Below are 20,837 nucleotides of genomic sequence, written 5' to 3' on the forward strand. Positions count from 1 at the left end.
TTAAATCGTAAGTACCGCATCAGTAAACCTTGTCGAAGAACTTTGTACTGCATTTAACGAGGGAAAACGGATTATTAGTTCCCTCCTTTTGCAGATTGGTGTGTTCAGCTCTAATCCCAATAGGATTAAAAGAAGTAGTCTGGGCTTATTATGGATGACATGGCAGAGCTTGCGTCGTTACTAGAGGCCGAGCTTTCGTCAAATAGCGCCCTGCCGCTCTCCAAAAGGCAGGCTCAGCTCATAAAGCGGTCCTTAAGGCGCAGCGACTCGAACTACGCTAGGGTACTTAACAAGTTGGCAATTGAAATCGAGAAGACGAGAGTTGAGAAGATAGTACAGGGATCAGGAGGCGAGCTCACGGAAGACGAATTGAGGCTTTCGAGCGAGGTGGACTCTCTTTTTGGACGCGGCGTTTGGATAGTTCAGGCGCTCGACGATTTAGCAGCCAACGGCCTGAAGTTTGCCGCGGGAAGCTTAATAGCGCTGGAGGAACAAACTGCACAATCCTTAATAAGTCAGAGAAAGGTGAAACTAGTAATTAAAATTGGAGATACCGGCAACGATCATGAAGTATTGCCCGAAGTGCAAGACATACACCCCTCATAAGGTCAGCATATATAAAGCTGGGAAGAGAAGTCCGCTGAAAGAGGGAGAAAGAAGGCACGCTAGGCGCCTTAAGGGTTACGGAGGATCAAGGAAGCCGGTTCAGAAGAGGTTTGCAAAGACAACGAAGAAGGTGGCGTTGAAGCTGGAGTGCACGAAGTGCGGAATGGTCTTGATGACTAAAGGCATTAGATTGAGAAAGGCGGAGGTGGCGCGCTGAAGTGAAGCTTAAGGAACTACCGAAGCCTTCCTCGACTTACATCCGCGTTAAGTGCAGGGATTGTGGGGCTGAAGCGCTGATCTATTCTCACGTGGGTAGCGTTATAAAGTGCAAGGTCTGCGGGGCAGTATTAGCTGAACCGACTGGTGGAAAGGCCAGGATACTCGCGGAGATAGTTAAGGAGCCAAGCAGCGCGTCTTGAGGTATGGTTTCGCCATGCCGCGCGCTAAAAAGAAGAGATCCCTAGCTAAGGGTCTCCTCGTACCGGGATTTTACATATCTACCATAGAGGAGTTCTCGGCAAAGAGCGGGGCTTATGAGGATAACGGCGGAGTTTACTCGTCTAAGGTTGGTCTCCCGGAGTATGATAAGATAGATCATTATGTCTCCGTTAAACCCTTCAAGGTTTCTGCATCCGAGAGGCTAGTTTTAGGAGCTAGTTACGTTGGGTTAGTCTCAGATGTGCATAAAAACTTCGCGCAGGTGACCATATTTTTAAAGGACCAGCTTGAAAGGCCATCACCATTTTCCGCGTTGCTTCACGTCTCTAGAGGCGGTGTGAGGCGTGCTAGGACGGCCACCGAGCTCGTGAAACCGGGAGACGTGGTCGTGGTGAAGCTCATAACTGATTGGGTTCCGCTGCAGGTGTCAATGGAAGGATCTGAGCTTGGCGTGGTAAGGGCGAGCTGTTCTAAGTGCGGCGGCCCGTTGACGTGGGATCATGACGGTGTCCTCAAATGTCATGCCTGTGGTCACAGGGAAATCAGGAAGGTCTCCGTAGATTACGGAAGGAAGTTGCATTCCATATTTAGTGGCTAGAAAGCTGCGCGCTTCATGTGGAGAGGTTGGGGTCAGCAAATAGTTAAGGAGCTTAGAAGTTCATTCGTTTGTGCATGTTTATTGTACTTTCTTGAGAGCTAAGGTTTTTAAGTCGTGAATATATCATGATTAATTTGAAAGGACCTTACAGCAGTTGGAGCTATGGGCTAAAGCGCGTGCTTGGTTCTCCAGTTGTGGACGTGCTCTTGCTAATCCTAGTGTTCTTCATAGGCCTCGCGGAAAGGCTGGAACCTCTGGCTTACTTGCAAAGTAACGGCATACCCATAGGCTTTCCGTGGGCTATCGCGACGCTTGACCCGTTCTTTCACTACCTTGTAACGCTTAGGATAGTTGAGTACGGCCCCTTGTCTTTCTTTAACTCGTTATATCCCACGCTTCATTACCCATACTGGAACGATACGACGACGTGGTTCCCTGGAAGAGACGTCACGTCCGACTACATGGTCGGAATAGCGTATTTCTCAGCATTTACGTATTGGGTGGCTCGTTTCTTTGACCTGTATCCGTCCGTCGGACAGATCATAGTCTATATGCCTGCCATTCTGGGTGCATTGACCGTCGTTTTGCTCTACCCATTAGGCAAGGTGCTGTTTAACAGAAAGGTTGGGCTGCTGGCAGCCGTTTTGGGGTTGCTGGCGCCTGCTTTCATTAATAGAAGCATGGCTGGCCATATAGATGGAGAGCCAATAGATCTCTTCCTATGGGTTGTGGCGCTTACGCTCTTCGTAAAGAGCTACAAGGAGGGCAAGCCCATTTACGGCCTAATAGCCGGCCTCATCATAGGCTTTTCTGGCTCGGTTTGGGGTGGGTACCTTTACATAATGAATGGCATAGCGCTATTTGCGGTTGCCATGGTTTTGTTGGAAAGGATAGACGATGTTAAAGGACAGGTTCTGGTTGCGACCATTGTGCCCTCGGCGGTACTTCCAGCTATGCTGTTGCCCGAAGGTGCCTCGTGGCTTCGTAGCTTTTCGGCAATAGTCATGCCTGTCCTGGCCGTTTTACTGGTATCTATTTACACGTTATGGGGAAGGTCCCAGAAGGAGAGACTTCATATCTTGTCCGTTGGGACGCTGGCCGTTATAGTGGTCAGTTTCGTTATAATGTTTGTGGGAGCGGAAGTCCCGGCACTTTCTCATATATTTCCATCTGGTAGGCTTGCAACTGTAATAAATCCGTTTGCGGCTTCTGGAATTGAGACGACCGTGGGTGAGCAAGAACTCAGCAGTTGGACCGCTTTTTATCAAGATTACTTGTTCATGTTGCCATTAATACCGTTTGCTATATATCTTTTGCTGAAGAGCAGAACCGACCTTAACCTCCTGCTGGCTTTGCTGGTTTTGATGGGTATATATGCGGAAGCATCGATGGTGAGGTTGGATCAACTTCTTGCAATTCCGGCTGTCATAGCAAGCGGTTACGCCCTAGAGCGCTTGCTTGCTAACAGCATGCATTCGTCGGCGATTAACAACAGGGGATTTGGGGCCACGGTCGTGTTGGGGCTTGTGATCGCTGGAGCAGCCTTTTACTCCGTTAAGCCAGCCTATTACGATGCCTCGCTTCCACCGATGATCGATACAGGGCTTGGCACCGCATCGCTGGATACCAGTTGGCTTCAGGCATTGGAATGGCTCAAGACGAACACTCCCCAGAACGCGGTGGTTGCGTCTTGGTGGGATTACGGCTACTGGCTAAACGTGGTAGCTGGTAAGACGACGCTTAACGACGGTGCTACAATAAGCACAGCTAGGATAAGACAGGTTGCGGACGCGTTTTTGGGTAACCAGACCGAGGCTTATGACATACTTTACAAACTTGGCGCGCAATATGTGGTTGCTACCGAGGCGTTTGGATTTTGGACATATAATGGCCAGATATATCCTGGCACCCTTCTCCCCATAGGGATTGGCGACATAGGAAAAAGCACGGCGATGATGACCATAGCGGGTTGGAACAACAGCAAGATGTCGCTGTACTTGAATAGTACTTACGTGCAGATAGCCTCTAATTTCGGCTACGATTTTGAGATCCCGATGGGTAATCCATACGTAACGAACTACGGAAATCAGGCAGTTGCCAACCTCTCCGACGGTGCCCTCGTCTTCTTCATGAAGAACGACGTGGTTTACCAGACCAAAATAATAAATGCCACTGCCATAAGCCAGATCGCGAGCAAGGCCAACGAAAGCAGTACCACGGCATCCGAGTGGATAGCCAATAATCAAAAGTACAACGGCATCTATTGGACGAAGCCCACGGAAGTACCTTATTATAACACTTTCTTATACCAAATGCTTATGGATCCCTTTATATATCCTAACCAATTCGTACCATATTACATGAATTATGGTTACATAGCATCGCTTATGGAGAGCTATGCCTCCTCCTCATCGCAACTGGCCCAATACGCGGTGCTTTACAGCAACCTCCAGAACTACGCCCCGCTAACTAAGTTCCAGCTCGTTTACGCAGCGCTTCAGCCAAAAGAAGGCGGTTTTGTCTTGGTCGTGGTGTATAAGCTGAACCCTGCGCCGCCACTCAGCAACTTGCCCTTAGAACAGGCTCCATTAGTAGATATAGCTTGAAAGCTAACCTTGCTTTTTTTAGTGAGCAATTATGGGAAAGAACCTTTTGGTGTTATCAAACGCATCGCTAGAGCTAATTCCAAGGGAACTTTGGGGTGGAAAGCAGGTGAGTGCAAGCGCCAGAAAAAGACACAAAAACCCAGGTGAGATGCTTCTAGACGTGTCGCTTCATGGATGGGATATGGAGAAGCTGGTGGGCAAGGAGTCGAGAGGAAGGCCCGACATAGTTCATCAATGCCTTTTAGACGTGATCGACTCGCCTGCCCATCTGCTTGGCCTGCTGGATGTCGTCGTGGAGTTGAGAGGTGAGGGAGGTCTTATGTTTTTTAGACCCGACGTCAGGCTTCCGAGAAATTACGACCAGTTCAAGGGGCTTATGGAGCAGGTTTTGGTGCATGGCAGAGCGCCTCTTGGTGGCGACCCGCTCATATGGATAGAGCACAGGGATCTGGGAGACTATCTTAAGGAGTTAGGTTATGAGGTATACGTCATGGAGTCCGAGGGGTCTTTCCTGGACGTTTCATCTATCCCTGCCGAGGGGGCTGCGTATATCGTAGGGGCGTTTCAGGAGGGTGAAATGCCTAAGAAAACTCTAGCGTTGGGTCACATTTATTCGCTTGGACAGCTCAAGCTTACAGCTAATGCAGTCGTATCGCTCATAAGCTGTTCACTTTATATGAAGCATTTAGGCCTCTTTTCGCGCTAAGGGACGTCTACTGTTGAACGCTAATAGATAAAAGTTTGGTGGGATCGTAGAGTTATGGAAGAGGTCGTCCAGAAGATAGTCATAGACACGAGGGAGCCAGAGGAAATCGCCGATTTATTGCATGGGGCGGGGATCGGCGTAGAGAAAAGGCAGCTAAGCGTAGGAGATTACGTAATAGATAGCGAGACCGCAGTTGAGAGGAAAACGGCCAGCGACTTCGTGCGCTCCCTTTTTGATGGTAGGCTTCTCGATCAGTGCTCGAGGCTTAGCTCAGCGTACCCTAACGCGCTTTTGATCGTGGAAGGAAATTTTGGAGAAGAAGTCATTTGGAGAGAGAATCCAAGGGCATTTTGGGGAGCTCTAGTCGCCCTTTACATGGAAAAACGGGTTATCCCCTTCTTCACACCCAGCAAAGAACAGACGGCCAACTTCCTGGTTGTGCTCGCTAAGAGGAGATGGGAGAGGCGTGAGGTGAAGCTGCAGATCAGGCAAAAGCCTAGGGTGTTATCTTTGAGAGAAAAGCAGCTTTACGTGGTACAGGGGTTGCCCAGCGTTGGAACGGAGCTGGCAGAGAGGTTGCTTAGGCACTTTGGTTCGGTTCGTTCTGTTATGAAGGCATCTGAAAGTGAGCTCATGGCGGTTGATGGAATTGGAAAGACAAAGGCGTCCACCATATCCTCCCTGCTTGATGCCCCCTTTGAGGGTTGGTCGTCGGAGCAAAAGAAGTTGTTGGAAGTTTGAGCGCGCTCAGGTTTTTATGCCGGATTGAGCTATCCATATGGCTGTAGCTGAGACAGTAAGGGTAGCGCTGGCACAGATAGGCCCAAAGATGGGTGATGTGAAGGGAAACTTCGAAAAGATAAGGGCCTATACGGAGAAAGCAATGGCCGCTGGGGCCGACGTAGTTGTTTTCCCAGAGCTTGCAACGGCCGGTTACCTATCGCAGGGCATATTTTTTGACGTTGCTGAAAAGCTGAACTCTGGCCTCAAGGCACTGGCCGACGTTGCCAACGGTATAAGCGTTGTGCTTGGATTGGTAGAGGAAGACGAAATGGGAATCCTGTACAACTCGGCCATGATCCTTAGGAATGGCGAGGTGGTGAAAGGGACATGGCAAGGCAGGAAGGTGAGTTCTTACAGAAAGCTCTATCTTCCGACATATGGAATGTTCGAGGAAAGCCGGTGGTTCACTCCTGGGTCAGGCGTTCCGGTCTATGAGCTGGACTCGAAGGCGGGAAGCTTCAAGGGCGCGATCGTCATATGTGAGGATTATTGGCAGCCCCTTACAGTTAGAATAGCTGCTTTGAGGGGTGCCCAAGTAATTTTTGCCATAGCAAGTTCGCCGAAGACTTTGCAGAAACCAAAGATGACCCACTCGCTGCTTGTTGCAAGGGCTATCGAGAACACGTCTTACGTTGTGTTTGTAAATCAAGCCGGAAGCCAAGACATGGTCAATTTCTGGGGGGGAAGCGAAATAATAGACTTTGAAGGCAATACCGTGGTATCAGCCCCTTTGAGGGAAGAGGCTCTCGTAATCGGAGATGTGGACCTTTACAGGGAGAGAAAGTACAGGGAGATAAACCCGATGCTAAAGGAGGAAAGGGCGGAGGTGATAGAGGATTACGAAAGCGCCTTCGCCGAAATGAGGAGGAGTTACCAAAGTTGACCGCAGAAGGAAGACCGCCCGAAGGCGAGGAGTACCCTCTGCCGCCTGAGCTGAGCTTCGATTGGAGGGAGGCTCACGACGATATAGTTAACGAGATAAGGTGGCACCTAAAGAACACGGGAGCCGACAAGATAGTGATCGGGCTTTCAGGAGGTGTTGACAGTTCCCTCAGCCTTTATCTGGCAGTGAAGTCCGTGGGATTGGAAAACGTAATTGCGATGTTCTTGCCGGAAGCCGGTGTTACCCCGGATTATGACGAAGAGGACGCAAAAGCGGTGGCCGGCCTCCTGGGAGTTAAGCTGATAATTAAGGAGATATCGCCGCTCGTCGAGGCTTTTTCGCAGGCGATCAACGAGCTTCGCGCCAACTCCTTGGCGCTGGCTAACGTCAAGGCACGCATAAGGATGATCTTGTTATATGCCGAAGCTAACTTGATTGGGCGGGCTCAGGTATTGGGCACTAGCGATAAGTCCGAGCTCCTGCTTGGATATACCACTAAATATGGAGATAGTGGGGCAGATTTCATGCCCATAGGCGACCTGTATAAATCGCAAGTGAGATATATGGCGTCAAAGGTAGGCCTGCCAAAGAGGGTTTGGCTTAAACCTCCATCTCCTCAACTCATAAAAGGCAAGAGCGCTCAATCCGAGCTTGGGCTACCATACGAGGTTTTGGATAGGCTTCTCTACTATCGCGTCGACCAACGGTACCCCGAAGAGAAGATAGCAAAGATCCTTTCTTTGCCCGTTGAGACTGTGAATCGTTACTCGATGATGATCGTTAAGTCGGATCATAAGAGAAAGGCGCCACCCATAGGAAAGATCGGAGGGGCGACGATCAACATGGATTGGCGCATGCCCATAGAGCGAAGGGTCATTAAGAAACGGGCCTTAATTAGCTTATTTTGCAGCGGCAAACGCGAATAGCGCTATGAACGATATGAACACGAGCACGACGCCGATGTAAAGCATCTGTTGGTAAAGCTCTGGGTCCTCCACGGTCGTCGTGGCCCTGTAGACCAAGTAAAATCCTGCTGCGCCCATCATGAGAAGCACCGCTATTATTATTACCTCGGCCCCAACTTGAATGCTGCCGGGATATATATAGTATATCTGTCCGGTGCTGGTATATATGACGAACGGGTAGCCATAATAAAGGACGTATATTCCGCCTCCTATCAGGAAGGCTATTGCAAGTATGGCTATTATGGTCGCCGCATTCCAAAAGTTATCAGAATTATCTGGAGAATACAGGTATTCTATGGCACTCCGCAGCTTATCCCTTATGCTCATGAGATCTTTATGGCTATGGTTAAAAACCTTTTTGGAGCTTAACTGCCAACCTACCATGGTACCGACTTCAGCCCAAACAGATGAGCTAAGTAGTTGGTCATAAGGTGTAGGAAGGGTGTGATTATGACCACGATTATTATGACTTCAGCGCTGAAGTAATGGCCCGTGAGCCACGCTAGCGCGAGACCGCCCGCCACAAAGTCGAGCTGATCTAGACCGGGCGCGGGTTCCCCTCTCTTTAGTCCCATCCTCCTCTTTATGAAAGCCGCTACTAGGTCACCGAAGAGCGCACCGAAGGCCATGAAGAAGGCGAGGGCTACTTGCATGAGCTCGGGCCACAGGGTCGCTTCTAGGGACCCGGCAAGCGTTCCAATTGCAACCCCACCCAAGAAGCCCTCCCAGGTCTTGCCATCACCGAAGATCCTGTGTCCGTCGCGCGCGTTGTACCCAAAATCAATTGGCCTTTTACCCTTTATTAGTACGGGCGAGCCGTTTGCCGCATACATTGGTATTGCAAGTGCAAAAGCCACGTATAACGGGTTCATCGCCACGAAAGACCCCATCCATTAGGACAGGGAGATAAAAAGGGTATAGATATAGATCAGCATATTGATATTTCAAGGAACATCCCGAAAGCCGAGGGCACCTCGGCAGCGCTCGATCGCGATTTAAACGCGGTCCAGTGACTTAACGAGAGGTGTGGCTCGGCTGCGCAACCCTAAGGGAGGTTAAGGCGGCCGCGCTATTTGAAGTCCCAAAGTCCCTACTATGACGTGGTAGTTCACACGACCTCCGTGCCGGTACCGGTTATCTTGAAATATACCTCCCTATCGTTTAGCGTTGCTTTTCTAGTCCCATCAGGTAGCTTCATAACGTGAACGCGGTTATCGCACCAGAATTTCAAGGAGGCCTCAGCTGATGGGCGTTCTTCGCCAGTGGGCTTGGTTTGTGCGTCAGCTATCAATATTGCTCCATCGCTGGGGCTCGACGAAATCATCAAGCCGATTATTTCTGTTAGTACCCTTCCGGTCTCCATGCCTCTTTTGCCAAGTGATATGGAAGCGCGGTACCCAGAGGTGGCGGTATCAACCACGAAGTAGTCGGGCGGTTTCGATAAAAATAACATGGCTACCTCGCGGAGCTCATCCAGAGTTTCTGCCTTTATAAATATGACGTTCTTGGGGATTTCATTTTCCCCGAAACCGCGGGCTATTTCAATCCCTCTGCTTATAAAAGAATACGGTGCTGAAAACGTGTAAACTACCGTCTTGCCACTTATTGCTTTAGCCACAGAGGCCTCCAGCCCTATGGTCGTTTTTCCCGTCCCACCGGTTCCATAAATCAGCGTGCATCCATTCATCGGGATAACGTCAATAAGGCGAGCCATCTAGTTCTGAAGATGGTCGATTTTAACCCTTGCGAGAAGCCGGCTGCTGCCTGAGCTTAAGAAGGGGCGTCGTGTTTGATGGGTTTAGCAATAAGCTTTTTTGTGGCAACTGGCGTTTACCAAATTGGAGTTTAGGCAAGTATTAGCCTGGCTTCGCTCAAAAGGTGAGTTGGTTGAGGTCGATCAGGATAGCTTTATCTCTGATCTGAAGCGGTACGATGGGCAGAGATGCGTTTTGGAAAGGGGCGAGGGCGAGGTCAGACGCGTTGGAAACGCGATAATAAGTAGGGAGGAGCTTATCGAGCTCTTGAACCTCAGAAGTGTGATGGACCTTCATCATAAGGTGACTTGGGCCATCAGGAACCCAAGCCCCTTGCATGAGGCCGCTCAATCGGCTAGCGAGGAGGTTTCTGAGAACGGCGTGTCGTTCCTTAATGTGCCGGACTTTCAGGGAAAGCGTTACGTGACCGCCGGCGTTTTCATAGCCAGCGATGGAAAGAGACTTAACTCTTCGTTTCACAGGATGCTTTACCTAGGCAACGACAAGTTCGCCGTAAGGGTGGTGCCGAGGCACCTTTACAGAATGCTTGAAGAAGCCAGGCAGAGAAGAGAGAAGTTAGACGTGGCCGTGGTGATTGGAGGTCCCCTAGAGTTCTTGATAGCCTCATCATCATCCCCTCCTTTTGGTGTTTTCGAGTTAGAAGTTGCTAATTCCTTATCTGGAGGATCTATTGCTTACAAGAGGAGCCCTGAGCATGGTATACCGTATCCCGCAGACTCGGAGATATTGCTTGAAGGATACATAGACCCGGAGGAATTGGCACCAGAGGGCCCGTTCTTTGATGTACTGCGTACGTTTGACACCGTGAGGGCGCAACCCGTGTTTACCGTGGAGAAGGCCTATCACAGGAAAGAAGCGCTTTTTCACGTGATATGGCCAGGCGGAGTGGAGCACCAGATGCTGATGGGTCTTCCAAAGGAGGCAAAGATAAGGGAAGCGGTCGAAAACGTTGTGCCCGAGGTCAATGACGTTTACTTAACTCCAGGAGGGGGAACATGGGTTCATGCGGCCATCTCCATATCGAAGCAAAGGGACGGAGATCCTAAGAACGTCATAATGGCCGCCTTTGGGGCGCATCCAAGCCTTAAGCACGTAATAGTAGTAGACGAAGACGTCGACGTGAGAGACCCCGCGTCGCTTGAGTGGGCCTTAGCGACAAGATTTCGCGCTGATAGGGGATTGGTTGTTATCCCATCAGCATCTGGATCGACGCTTGATCCCTCTGCTGGAGCTGATGGTGAGACGGCAAAAGTCGGGGTGGATGCCACAGCTCCTATAAGGGAACGGGACAGGTTTAAGAGAGCTGACGTGTCTTGAAGGCTTATGAGCTTGCCTCGGGGGTTCTCAGAGCGCTTTCCGAGGCCAAGGAAGCGCGCGGGATGATAAGCGTGGTCAATGCGCACGTCTCGGGGATATCATACATGAATTTGGGAGATTATGGGCTTGAGTTTTTGGAGGATCTGGCCGCTACTGGCGAAAGAGTCAGGGTTCCAACTAGCTCAAACCCATGCGGAATGGACAGGGAATTGTGGAGGGAACAAGGCATAAGCGAGGACTTTGCTGCCAAGCAAGCGAGGGTAAATGCTGCGTTGGAAAAAATGGGCATAGCTCCCACTTATTCATGTACGTTTCCTTACGAAGGCCAGTGGTCATCAAAGCTCAAGCCTGGTGATCACGTTGCTTGGGCAGAATCATCGGCGGTCGTATATGGAAACTCGGTGCTAGGCTTAAGGAGTAATAGGGAAGGCGGTCCATCGGCCCTTTTTTCGGGAATAACAGGGCTAACGCCAAACTACGGCATGCACTTGGATGAAAACAGGAAACCGACCGTGCTCATAAAGGTCGAGCAACCTATCCCAAGGGGTCCTCTTGAATGGGGTTTGCTTGGGAAGAAGATAGCCGAGCTTGGAGAGAAGGCAAAGGTGCCTTATATATACGGTCTTGGCCGGATTGCGACCAAAGGAGAGCTGAAGGCCCTTTCTGCGGCTCTGGCGACCTTTGGTCCCACCGACATGTTCCTTGCGCCCTACCTATCGCCCGAGGCCTCTAAGGAACCTCCAAAACTGGAGGAAGTTACCATCGATGGAAGAGAGCTTGAAGAGCAATCAAGGGAAGCTCTAGATAAGGCGGTTAGCGGAGAGACGCCAAAGGCCTTCTTTCTTGGCTGCCCTCAATACGGCGTTGAGGAGCTGGTCTACATTGCTAGATTACTAAGTGACGTTAAGAAGGTAAAGGGTGATATTTTCATCTACACTTCGCGTCACGCAATTTCAGATCAAGCTGGGTTTCAGGCGGTTAATTCGCTCAGGGAAAAAGGCGTAAAGGTGTTCCGCGATACCTGCCCCGTATTTTCACCAGCTCCCTCTTTCTCTGGAGGCGTTATGACGGACTCCGTTAAATCTTCATTTTACATGCCTCAATCAAAGAGCATTAGACCAACCCTGGAGCCTACCGTTGCCTCGTTTATGCTTGCGAGCGGGGAACTGGAGGGAAAGCGATTGACCACGTACATTGGAAAGGCCGTAGTTGCGGGCACTGCCTCTGGGGAAGCCATTGTCTCTTATAAACCTTTATCGTTTCTAGGAGGCATTAATCCCTCAACTGGCATTGTAATTGATGAAGAAAGCGAGTTGAAGGGAGAATCGGTGAAGGGTAAAGTGTTGGTGTATCCCACGGGAAAGGGCAGCACCGTTGGATCCTATATCATATACGCGATGAAGAAGATGGGCACTTCACCAGCTGCCATAATCATGAGAGAAGCTGACACGGTGACGATAATCGGTTGCGTTTTGGCTGGAATCCCGTTAGTGCACAGGGTAAACCCTGATCCGCTTGAGATTAAGGCTGGATCTATGGTCAGGGTTGCCGATGGGACAATTGAAGTTACTGATCGGTAGTGCAGCTCCGATCCCTCTCCTAGGATCCTGCTGGATACCTTATTTACGATCTCTCTGTGTTCCTTGAACGTGTAAACGCGCAGAGGTTCATAGTATCCCATCAGTGACTTGCTTATGTTCGATAAGTTGGAAAGGGGCTCGGGATGGGCAGAGCCCTCGTCCCATACATCGATCTCTATACGGTTTGAAGCTGAAAGGGGGATCACCGTGAGATAGGGGGTGTCAACGAAAACACTACCCTCATCGAGCCCTGATTCCTGACATATCTCGGCCTCCATATCTTGGGGTCTGCTTATTATTGCCTCCTTGCCGCCCATTATGCGCTTTTCGTACGCCATCTTGAGGAGGTCGCGCCTTGCCAACCCAAAGAAAAGCCTTGAGCCAGTTGAGTTCGGCTTTCCCTGGGCCGCTGACTTTAGTTTCGAGTAGGCGGTGTAGTCGTCAAGCTCTAAGTAGCGCTCAGGGTTCTTCTTAGGGTCGAAGGAGTCCATGTCGAGCGAATCCCAAAGCTCAAAGATCGCCCTTTCCAACATGAGGTCGGCCGCGCGCACGGTTTTGTGATAGTAGACCGCTCTAAACATCTGGAAGCGAGCTATCAAGAAAGATTCAAGCGCGTAAAGCGAGTTTGTGCTCACGTAAACGTTTTTTTCTTGCACGTAAAAAGACCTTATTAGCCTTTGCCAATCAAACCTCCCATAATCAACGCCGGCGTGCAGCGAATCCCTCAATAGAAAATCTATTTTGTCAGCGTCGATCTGACCTGCCACAAACGCGCTGAGCAACTGGTCATGACCTTGCACTACATCTGCTATTTCTTCAGGTTTAAAGCCGAGCGCATTTAGGATGTCCGCTATTTCGGTTCCCTTTACGAGCTCAGCGGTTATTTCCTCGTGGTTCAGATTCTTCTTCCTCTTCAGCGCGTACTCGAAGGAGTGAGAAAAGGGACCGTGCCCTAAATCATGCAAGAGGCCCGAGAACCTGATCTTTTTCGCGTCGTCTGGGGTAAGCCCATCGTTTTTCAGTGCTTCTGCCATCATGGTGGCGACGTGCATTACCCCTATCGAGTGCTCGAATCTCGTGTGAGTTGCGCCTGGATAAGCCACGTAAGCGGCCGCTAGCTGAAGTATTCTGTGAAGTCTTTGGACCTCGGGTGTGTCTATTAACTTCTTATCATCGTCATCAAATGTAACGTAGCCATATATTGGGTCCCTTATTTCATACTGCATAATTGATGTCAAAGGGATGCTTTAACGCTTATGGACGTGGAACAGCTCGATGTCCCGTCTTTTAGCTATTTGCTCGCGTTACGCGTTAGCCTTATGACGCCTTGGGTTGTTCCTATTAATGCCTCATCAGCGATGCCGATGAAAAGGCCGACTTCAACAACGCCCGTCAGCGTCCTCAAAATGTAATAGAGGTCGCTTGCACCCCTATCGAATGATGAGGCATCGACGTCGACTATCCAGTTTCCGTTATCGGTGACGGCAGGACCGTTCTTGCAGTTGCAGGACCTGAGCCTCCACTTTATAGCCATTGAGTCAAGTTCAGATGCCAAGTTGTGATAGGCTATGGGCTCCACCTCTACCGGGACTGGGAAATCCGAGCCTAAGCGGTTAGTTAGCTTTGAGCTATCAGCTATTATCACGTATCTCGATGACCTCTCTGCCAGAACCCTTTCGCCTAGGAGCGCTGCCCCTCCACCCTTAATGAGGTTTAGGTTACGGTCTACGCGATCAGCACCATCGATGGTGAGTTCCGGATTTTCAGGAGAATCGAGGAACAGGCAATCTATTCCCTTCGCTTGAAGTGCCAGCTGGGTTGCCCTAGACGCCGCTATTATCTTCAGCTTAAAGCGAGGAAGGAATTTGTTGATCAGGACTTCTACGGTGGATCCTGAGCCCAAACCGAGTATCATGTGGTCGTGAATTAATTTTGAGGCCTCAGACGCTGCAGCCTCCTTCTCGCTTTCGGCTGGCATTATAAGTTACACGTACCCTTGAATAAAAACGCTTTCAGAATTTGGGCACCAAGGAAAGCCTAACTGGTCCTTCCGCCTGCCGCTTGGGAAAGCCCCGGCTCTCTTCTTCCAGCGCGCTTATGAGGTCTTCCAGCTTCATGGTCTTGACGAAGGCACGTTCAAGCGATGACAGCGACCTTATCGTAACGCTGAGCACGTTCTGCTCTTGCTCTTTTTTACCTATTACGATCGTGTAAGGGGTCCAGTGAGTGGCAGCTTCTCTTATCTTCTTGTTGAACGAGGATTCAGAGTCATCCACGTATGCCCTAAAACCCTTCTCGCGGAGCTTTACCGCCACTTCAGTTGCCCTGTCGTAGTTCTCCTGTGATACGGGGATTACCCTAACCTGTATCGGGCTAAGCCAAAGAGGTAACATCGGCAGCTTATTGGACTTAAAGGCCTGCTCTATCATCGACGAGAATAGCCTCTCTATGGCGCCTAGGCTTGAGTGTACTATGACGTAATTACCTCTGGTTCCATCCCTCTTGGCGTATGTGAGTCCGTACCTTTCGCTGTTCTTTACGTCAAGCTGAACCGTTGACAGCTGAAGGTTATTACCCGTCGAGTCTATGAACTGAAACTCGTCCTTTATTTCCCAGTAGTACTTCATGGCTGGTATTACCTCAGCTATGACGGGTCTCTTTAGCTCAGAAGCTATCGATGACATGAACTCTATACCCTCCTTTTCGAAGGGCTTTGTGACCCTTGCTACGAGAGCGTAGGGCAAGCCAAGGTTACTTAAAAGCTCGTGATATTTCTTGGTAAGGTACCTGAACTCCTCTTTTCCCTGCTCATGGTCTTTACAGAATGAGTGAACGTCCGGCATGGTAAAGCTCCTTAACCTTCTCATACCAACGCACTCGCTTCTGCGCTCCAGCCTGAAGCTATTTGATATCTCGTACATCCTTACGGGCAGGGCGTCTTCCCTAATGGAGGCATCTTTCATCATTCTGAACAGGCCGAAGTCGCTGGCAAACCTAAGCAAGAAAGTCCTGTTGCCGACCCTGAGGTGATAGTCCTTTTGTCTAAACTCCTTTGCCTGTTCGTGTATGTCGGGAAGCGAATAGTCGTAAAGTATTGGCGTGACTATCTCATACGCGCCAAACTCCCTTAGCACGACGTCTCTTATGTAGTCCTCTAGAAGGCCCTTTATCATAGCGCCAAAGGGATAGTACCTGTAGTTGCCAACATCACTTGCTGGCTCGAGGCTTGCCAGCTGGAGTTTTGTGAGAGCACTTATGTGAGGAGGAGTTTGATGTGCTGCGTTCTTCATTTCCTCACTTACGAAGTATTTGTAGTAGTCTGGCCTGTCCTTAAATCCCTCTATCACATCCGTGTCCTCAAGGCCGAATGCCTTGGCGTTTCCTGCCTCGTCTATAAAGTAGTAAGCCTTGTTCAAGGGGCTCACACCTTCTGGGAGCAGTGAGTTATAAGATTTCTTTATCAACTGAGTTGTTTGTCTCGACGGTAAAGCTAAATATTGTGAACTGAGGTTAACTTCATGGCTCAGCTGATAGCACTTCTCACGGATTTCGGTTATAGGGATTACTACGTCGGCGCCCTTAAGGGAGTTATAAAACAAGAGGCGCCTGAAGCAGAGATCGTTGATATAACTCATGGCATTACGCCTTTCTCTATATGGGAGGGAGCGTTTTCGCTTTACTTTGCCTTCAATTATTTCCCGCCCGGAACGGTTTTTCTGGGCGTGGTCGATCCTGGGGTTGGAACCAGAAGGAGGATTTTGTTCGCTGAGGTTGAGGGAAAACGTCTTGTGGGACCTGACAACGGCCTATTTTACCCCATACTTAAAGAAAGGAAAGCGACGTTCATCAAGGCTGTTGACACGTCGAAATTCAGTAGTAGCTACACTTTTCAGGGACGGGATGTAATGGCGCGGGTGGCAGCGAGGCTTGCCAGCGGCATTCCCGTGGATGGCTTTCTCGTAAGTCGCGTATCCCCCTTGCGTGGCTGGAGCTTCATAAGGTCGTGCAGGGGCTCATGCGAAGCAAAGGTCCTCTACGTAGATGTTTTTGGAAACATTATAACCAACATATGGTCAGATGCTTTCCGTATTGGGAAAGCTAAAATTAGGCTTAACGGCCAGGAGGCCGAAGCGGTGCTTTCCAAAAACTACTCGAAGGAGGGTGTGCTTCTTGTTCCAGGAGGGTATGGCTTAATAGAGATATCCATAGGAAAGGGCAGCGCAGAAAAGCGCTTTGGAGCAAAAATAGGTTCGGTGGTTACGATTGAAAAAATATAGAAAAGGGATAATCATTGGTAGGTTTCAGCCGTTTCACTTAGGTCATCTGAAAGCCGTCGAGTACGCATCATCTCTCTGCGAGAGGCTCGTCATAGGCATAGGGAGCGCTCAGGAGAGCGGTACGGTAAGAAACCCATTTGACGCTGATACGAGGGAGGCCATGATAAGGGAAAGCCTAAAGGACGCGGGTCTTGACCTGAAGGTAATCGAGTTCCTTAGGATTCCCGACTTCATGGATGACGAGAAGTGGTTTAACTACATAATTCAGCACGTTCCAGACATAGAAGTCGTATTCTCGGGGAACGGATGGGTTAGAAGGATATTTAAAGCCAGGGGGATGAAGGTCGTGGTCCCACCGTGGTACAACAGGGGCGAGATATCGGGAACCAAGGTCAGACAGCTCATAAGAAGCGATCAGAAATGGGAGGGCCTTGTCCCGAGAGCGGTCATAAGCATAATAAATCGGCATAGGTCAGACTTAATTGGGTCATCTGCTGATCTATCTCAGCAATAGCTTTTGAAACATGAAGGTGACGCTGCCCCCTTGTTGGAAAAAAAGAAAATTTCCGAGCCGCTGAGGATCCTATACATAAGGCAGATAGTTACAGCTTTCAGCAACGGCTTTGCGTCGCCCTTCGTAAGCATATTGATGGTGCAATTGAACGCATCGGCCTTCATGCTGGGGCTGCTTTCCTCCCTCACTAACTTCATATCGAACTTCTTCCAGTTTATGTGGGGCGCGGTCACCGATGCGGTCGGCAGAAAGGTGCCCTTCATAGTTATCGGAGGGTTAAGTACGTCATTCATATGGCTTCTGGCAATAGGCACCAAACAGGCGCAGTTTCTTCTGCTACTTGTTGCGCTTCAATCATTTATGAATTCTATGGTTACGCCCGCGCTTTCAGCGCTTATCGGGGATCTGGCCCCTCCCATGAGGAGGGGAAGGATTTCGGCCTCGCTTAACATATTCTCATCGCTGGGCTCTCTAGTTGCGACGCTGATATCGGGATACATAATGATGGTTGACGACAAGAGTCTAACCCTCATGTATCTGTTTCCGTTTTTGCTGGCCGCAATAACTGGTTTTGTTGGTAACTTGGTCATATTAAAGATAAGAGAAAAACCGACAAGGCGTAAGGTGAGCGCAAGACCTTCTGAGCTAATTAAGCCGCTTAGGGAGAACCCCACCTTCAGAAAGTTCGCGGAGATCTCCTTTGCCTCAATGATAATACAATCGCTGCCTTGGGGGGTATTTCCCTTTGTTATAGTGGACGTAGTTAAGGCTAACATGATTCAGGTCGCGCTGATATCCGTTATAAACGGCCTCTTTGTTCTTTCCGTTCAGAGGATAGCGGGCAACCTTGTGGATAGGGTTGGGAGGAAACCGTTCATACTGGCTGGGAAGTTCGGACTTGCGACGTTTCCCCTTTTCTATGCCTTTGCGACAAGTGTTACGTATCTTTACCTGGGGAACGTCGTTGGAGGCGCGTTTAACGGCCTTCTCATGGTTGCGAGCTTCGCTTACATGCTAGATGTCTCACCTAATGACATGAGGGGAGAGTACTTCGGCGTGTACAACTCGCTCATGGGGATCGGTACTGGTATAGGCGCTCTCATAGGGGGCTCGCTAGCCGACATTTTCATGTCTCACCTTGGTTTGGTGATGGGGCTGAGATACGTGCTGCTCATATTTGCTATAGGTAGGTTTTCCGTAAACTTTTTGTTCTTTAAGATGAAAGAGCCTTCAAGGCTCATTGAAGATAAGCGCCGATCCACTCTTTAGCTCTGAACGGCTGTAGTGAGTCGTAATCTTGCCCATTTGACACGAAGAGCACCGGTCTCTTGTACTTTGATAACGATAGGAAAACCCCGCCCTTATTATCGGCGTCGACCTTGGTTACTATAAACGCATCAACGCCGACCGCTTGATCATATCCTTCGACCTGCCTTATGACGGCGTTTCCAGTTAAGGCGTCAACTACGAGCACTTTTAAGTTGGGCTGCGCGACCCTGACTATCTTCTTCATCTGGTCCATGAGGTTTTTATCCATCTCTACCCTTCCCGCGGTATCTATAAGGACAACGCTATTCTCTTTACCCATGTTCGTTTTTTTTGCCTCATATGCTATGGAAGCCGGGTCAGCTCCATATCTGGACTGAACGAATGGCACTCCCAGCTTCGTTGCGTGCGCTGTTAGCTGTTCGATGGCTCCTGCCCTGTACGTATCAGCAGGGACCAGCGTCGGCTTAAAACCCTTTAAAACGAGCAGCTTGCATACCTTAGCCACCGCCGTCGTCTTTCCGACGCCATTTACGCCGAAGAATACCATGACGTAAGGCCAGCTCCTCCCTTGGTTTATCATGGCTTCCAGATCCGGCGACTCAAGGAGCTTCAGCCTCTCGTAAATTACATCCGAAAGTTCTCTATCTTTAGCTTCGAGCTGGATCTGCTCGACGACCTCGAGCGCGACTCCGGCCTCTAGCAGGAGTTGTCTTGCCTCATCGTCTTTGTGCTCCCTGAGCTTCGCAAAAGCTTTCTTTATTCCCTCAAAAACCATCGCGCGAGACCTAGCTTGCTGGCAAGTTCCCTCAATCTCGGCTCCATGGACTGCATGGCCCCAACCGTTTGCCTTTCCCTTATCTGCGTGGCCTGAATGCTCTTCTGCAACTCATCGCGCCTTTTCTCCAGATACGTCACGACTTCCTCCTTGGGCCTTTCTGCAAAGACCGATTGACCAAGGGAGACGAATACCTTTTGATCTGCTGTTGCCGCCTGAACGAAAACGCCTGCTCCTAGGTTTGCCAGAAAGCCACCATTTAAAGACTTAAGCGCTGCCAGCGCTCCCTCGGTTTCCTGAAGGTAGGCGGCTATTAGTCTCTCTTGGTCGCTTAAGGCCTTAAGCACGGATTCCAGATACACGTACTGATCGCTTAGATTTTGAAACTCTTCTCTTTCTTCGCTCAAGTTGCATCATCTGCTTTATTATGGGATCATCGATCTTATCTGGATCTTTAACTTCCTTTATGCTTTCTATTCTTATTTCTCCCCGTTTGACATGGTGTTTGCTTCCTACCTCGGACATAACTCTGTCAGTGGCACGTTTTTCGTTGGTTGCCACCACGTATTTTACGAAAACATGGCCGTAAAACCCATCTGCCACTTTTCCTTTTACCTCGTAAATGCGAGGTTGTTGCTCGGAGCTCATTTGTGATGAATCGGCTGCTAAGACTTAAGCCTAAGCTCGGCAAGCCTCGTTGTTGGTTTAGCGCCAAGGCGCGTTCTATGCTTACCAGTTCAGGTCCTGTGCTCGCTTCACCTGCCAGCGCTCCAAAGGAGTTAGCTACTAGTCCAAGCCTTAAGTAGTTGAACCCAATGTTAACTGTTGCCGTGTCACCTCTTACCTTGAACTTTTGTTCTAGTTCCTTGGCTTCCTCATCGGATACTGAGGGAGGGAGTGCCAACCCTCTGTCAGTTACTACCGCCAACGAGCCAACTGTTGTGTACTGCCCTATGCGCCCCCTTTCAACCTCTACGCCAAGGACATCAGATATCTGTCTCACGGTTTCGCGGTCGAAGCCCTCGTATACAAGGGCGAAAAACGAGTTTGCCAATATTAGGTTTCCAAGGGCGGTGTAGTTGGTTTGGAGCTGCCCTACGTTAAGATCATAACTTTTTTTTACTTCTAACAGATCATCATCATCGACGTTCCAAGGAAAAAGCACACCTTTGTTATTGCCAGCTATCATAACGCCATGAAGCTCTGAAGATATTACGTCCACTGGAAGCGTTTCAACCCCAAGGGCGCTCTTCACGAGACTCAAAGACTTTTCGTCGAATGAAGGGGATACGAGAGCAACCTTATCGTTGGCAAAAACCTTAACGCCAACCCAATTGCTTCCCATCAAACGACCTCTTGTAACTCCTACCGTGCTAATTGCCCTGTGCAATAGACTCACCTGAAGCCCCTTTTCCTTTTGCCTCTTCCTTATCTTTTGGGGCTTCGGCCCTTTGAGTTTTGAGCTTCACGATCCATGGTTCATCGCCCTTCTCTCTTTCCGCGATTACCTCTACTTTTTTTGGGAAATTTCTAATGCCTTTGCTCCATACAAAAGAGTTCAAATCTGGATCAAGCTTGACTTCTCCCTCTTTTATCCTTCTCCTTATGGCTTCTTGAAGTATCCTGATCGCGTGCGGTGCCCTCTTTTTACCGCGCTTGAACTTGGTCGACTTAAGCGATATCACGTATTCTTTTTGCTCAGGCATACTATATTTAATGTCGTGTAGATTAAGCTTTATCTTTTG

Annotated in this window: 24 protein-coding genes and 1 pseudogene; 14 read left to right on the top strand and 11 right to left on the bottom strand. The window is 49.6% G+C overall.

Annotated elements, in window-relative coordinates; translation table 11 throughout:
• Positions 1-150 precede the first annotated feature (150 nt).
• The 9 genes from PRZ02_RS04575 to PRZ02_RS04615 all read left to right on the top strand — a co-directional run bounded on the left by PRZ02_RS04575 (position 151) and on the right by PRZ02_RS04615 (position 7,546).
• On the top strand, positions 151-606 hold the full coding sequence (locus PRZ02_RS04575) for a hypothetical protein (RefSeq protein ID WP_449464657.1): 456 nt from the start codon (positions 151-153) through the stop codon (positions 604-606).
• A complete protein-coding gene (locus tag PRZ02_RS04580; RefSeq protein ID WP_449464658.1) occupies positions 566-823 on the top strand; it encodes a 50S ribosomal protein L44e in 258 nt (85 codons plus the stop codon). The genes PRZ02_RS04575 and PRZ02_RS04580 overlap by 41 nt, the downstream gene beginning before the upstream one ends.
• Position 824: 1 nt before the next feature.
• A complete protein-coding gene (locus PRZ02_RS04585; RefSeq protein WP_449464659.1) occupies positions 825-1,025 on the top strand; it encodes a 30S ribosomal protein S27e in 201 nt (66 codons plus the stop codon).
• Entirely contained in the window at positions 1,022-1,642 is a 621-nt protein-coding gene (locus tag PRZ02_RS04590; RefSeq protein ID WP_449464660.1) for an exosome complex RNA-binding protein Csl4, read from the top strand. The genes PRZ02_RS04585 and PRZ02_RS04590 overlap by 4 nt, the downstream gene beginning before the upstream one ends.
• A gap of 134 nt (positions 1,643-1,776) precedes the next feature.
• A complete protein-coding gene (locus tag PRZ02_RS04595; RefSeq protein WP_449464661.1) occupies positions 1,777-4,248 on the top strand; it encodes an STT3 domain-containing protein in 2,472 nt (823 codons plus the stop codon).
• Positions 4,249-4,279: 31 nt separating this feature from the next.
• Complete coding sequence (locus tag PRZ02_RS04600; protein WP_449464662.1) at positions 4,280-4,954, top strand: hypothetical protein; 675 nt, start codon at positions 4,280-4,282, stop codon at positions 4,952-4,954.
• 54 nt (positions 4,955-5,008) lie between these two features.
• Positions 5,009-5,695: an ERCC4 domain-containing protein gene (locus PRZ02_RS04605; RefSeq protein ID WP_449464663.1), complete on the top strand. Its 687-nt coding sequence runs from the start codon at positions 5,009-5,011 to the stop codon at positions 5,693-5,695.
• A 37-nt stretch (positions 5,696-5,732) separates the two neighbouring features.
• Complete coding sequence (locus tag PRZ02_RS04610) at positions 5,733-6,620, top strand: nitrilase-related carbon-nitrogen hydrolase (protein WP_449464664.1); 888 nt, start codon at positions 5,733-5,735, stop codon at positions 6,618-6,620.
• Positions 6,617-7,546, top strand: a complete 930-nt coding sequence (locus PRZ02_RS04615) for an NAD+ synthase (RefSeq protein WP_449464665.1) — start codon at positions 6,617-6,619, stop codon at positions 7,544-7,546. The genes PRZ02_RS04610 and PRZ02_RS04615 overlap by 4 nt, the downstream gene beginning before the upstream one ends.
• Here the strand turns inward: PRZ02_RS04615 and PRZ02_RS04620 are convergent.
• The 3 genes from PRZ02_RS04620 to PRZ02_RS04630 form a co-directional block, all read right to left on the bottom strand.
• Positions 7,520-7,912: a hypothetical protein gene (locus PRZ02_RS04620; RefSeq protein ID WP_449464666.1), complete on the bottom strand. Its 393-nt coding sequence runs from the start codon at positions 7,910-7,912 to the stop codon at positions 7,520-7,522. The genes PRZ02_RS04615 and PRZ02_RS04620 overlap by 27 nt on opposite strands.
• Before the next feature lie 50 nt (positions 7,913-7,962).
• Complete coding sequence (locus tag PRZ02_RS04625) at positions 7,963-8,457, bottom strand: CDP-2,3-bis-(O-geranylgeranyl)-sn-glycerol synthase (protein ID WP_449464667.1); 495 nt, start codon at positions 8,455-8,457, stop codon at positions 7,963-7,965.
• Between the two features lie 236 nt (positions 8,458-8,693).
• Positions 8,694-9,299: a hypothetical protein gene (locus PRZ02_RS04630; protein ID WP_449464668.1), complete on the bottom strand. Its 606-nt coding sequence runs from the start codon at positions 9,297-9,299 to the stop codon at positions 8,694-8,696.
• A 124-nt stretch (positions 9,300-9,423) separates the two neighbouring features.
• Here PRZ02_RS04630 and PRZ02_RS04635 point away from each other — a divergent pair, with 124 nt between their 5' ends.
• Positions 9,424-10,677 (top strand): UbiD family decarboxylase, encoded by a 1,254-nt coding sequence (locus PRZ02_RS04635; RefSeq protein ID WP_449464669.1) that lies wholly within the window; start codon positions 9,424-9,426, stop codon positions 10,675-10,677.
• A complete protein-coding gene (locus PRZ02_RS04640) occupies positions 10,674-12,257 on the top strand; it encodes an aconitase X (RefSeq protein ID WP_449464670.1) in 1,584 nt (527 codons plus the stop codon). Before PRZ02_RS04635 ends, PRZ02_RS04640 begins: the two co-directional genes overlap by 4 nt.
• Positions 12,258-12,286: 29 nt before the next feature.
• On the opposite strand, the pseudogene PRZ02_RS04645 reads toward PRZ02_RS04640, so the two are convergent.
• The 3 genes and pseudogenes from PRZ02_RS04645 to PRZ02_RS04655 form a co-directional block, all read right to left on the bottom strand.
• Positions 12,287-13,483 (bottom strand): annotated as a pseudogene (locus tag PRZ02_RS04645) (HD domain-containing protein); the annotation flags it as partial.
• Between the two features lie 65 nt (positions 13,484-13,548).
• Entirely contained in the window at positions 13,549-14,235 is a 687-nt protein-coding gene (gene rpiA, locus PRZ02_RS04650; protein WP_449464671.1) for a ribose-5-phosphate isomerase RpiA, read from the bottom strand.
• Between the two features lie 34 nt (positions 14,236-14,269).
• Positions 14,270-15,682, bottom strand: coding sequence for an aminoacyl--tRNA ligase-related protein (locus PRZ02_RS04655; RefSeq protein WP_449464672.1), 1,413 nt, complete (start codon positions 15,680-15,682; stop codon positions 14,270-14,272).
• Between the two features lie 93 nt (positions 15,683-15,775).
• Here PRZ02_RS04655 and PRZ02_RS04660 point away from each other — a divergent pair, with 93 nt between their 5' ends.
• The 3 genes from PRZ02_RS04660 to PRZ02_RS04670 are packed head-to-tail and all read left to right on the top strand — an operon-like array spanning position 15,776 to position 18,317.
• The gene (locus PRZ02_RS04660; protein WP_449464673.1) at positions 15,776-16,534 is read left to right on the top strand and encodes an SAM hydrolase/SAM-dependent halogenase family protein; all 759 of its coding nucleotides are present in this window, start codon (positions 15,776-15,778) and stop codon (positions 16,532-16,534) included.
• On the top strand, positions 16,521-17,048 hold the full coding sequence (locus tag PRZ02_RS04665; protein ID WP_449464674.1) for a nicotinamide-nucleotide adenylyltransferase: 528 nt from the start codon (positions 16,521-16,523) through the stop codon (positions 17,046-17,048). Before PRZ02_RS04660 ends, PRZ02_RS04665 begins: the two co-directional genes overlap by 14 nt.
• 33 nt (positions 17,049-17,081) lie before the next feature.
• Entirely contained in the window at positions 17,082-18,317 is a 1,236-nt protein-coding gene (locus PRZ02_RS04670) for an MFS transporter (protein ID WP_449464675.1), read from the top strand.
• Here the strand turns inward: PRZ02_RS04670 and PRZ02_RS04675 are convergent.
• Genes PRZ02_RS04675 through PRZ02_RS04695 form a run of 5 tightly spaced genes read right to left on the bottom strand, consistent with a single transcriptional unit; the run spans position 18,286 to position 20,798 of the window.
• On the bottom strand, positions 18,286-19,092 hold the full coding sequence (locus PRZ02_RS04675; protein ID WP_449464676.1) for a signal recognition particle-docking protein FtsY: 807 nt from the start codon (positions 19,090-19,092) through the stop codon (positions 18,286-18,288). The genes PRZ02_RS04670 and PRZ02_RS04675 overlap by 32 nt on opposite strands.
• Positions 19,074-19,499, bottom strand: a complete 426-nt coding sequence (gene pfdA / locus PRZ02_RS04680; protein WP_449464677.1) for a prefoldin subunit alpha — start codon at positions 19,497-19,499, stop codon at positions 19,074-19,076. The genes PRZ02_RS04675 and pfdA overlap by 19 nt, the downstream gene beginning before the upstream one ends.
• Positions 19,432-19,740 (bottom strand): 50S ribosomal protein L18Ae, encoded by a 309-nt coding sequence (gene rpl18a, locus PRZ02_RS04685; protein WP_449464678.1) that lies wholly within the window; start codon positions 19,738-19,740, stop codon positions 19,432-19,434. Before rpl18a ends, pfdA begins: the two co-directional genes overlap by 68 nt.
• The gene (locus PRZ02_RS04690) at positions 19,625-20,491 is read right to left on the bottom strand and encodes a translation initiation factor IF-6 (protein WP_449464679.1); all 867 of its coding nucleotides are present in this window, start codon (positions 20,489-20,491) and stop codon (positions 19,625-19,627) included. The genes rpl18a and PRZ02_RS04690 overlap by 116 nt, the downstream gene beginning before the upstream one ends.
• Positions 20,466-20,798, bottom strand: coding sequence for a hypothetical protein (locus PRZ02_RS04695; protein WP_449464680.1), 333 nt, complete (start codon positions 20,796-20,798; stop codon positions 20,466-20,468). Before PRZ02_RS04695 ends, PRZ02_RS04690 begins: the two co-directional genes overlap by 26 nt.
• Positions 20,799-20,837: the final 39 nt, after the last annotated feature.

This window comes from Tardisphaera saccharovorans (genome assembly GCF_046635845.1).
In the GTDB taxonomy this organism is placed as follows: domain Archaea; phylum Thermoproteota; class Thermoprotei_A; order Marsarchaeales; family UBA168; genus UBA168.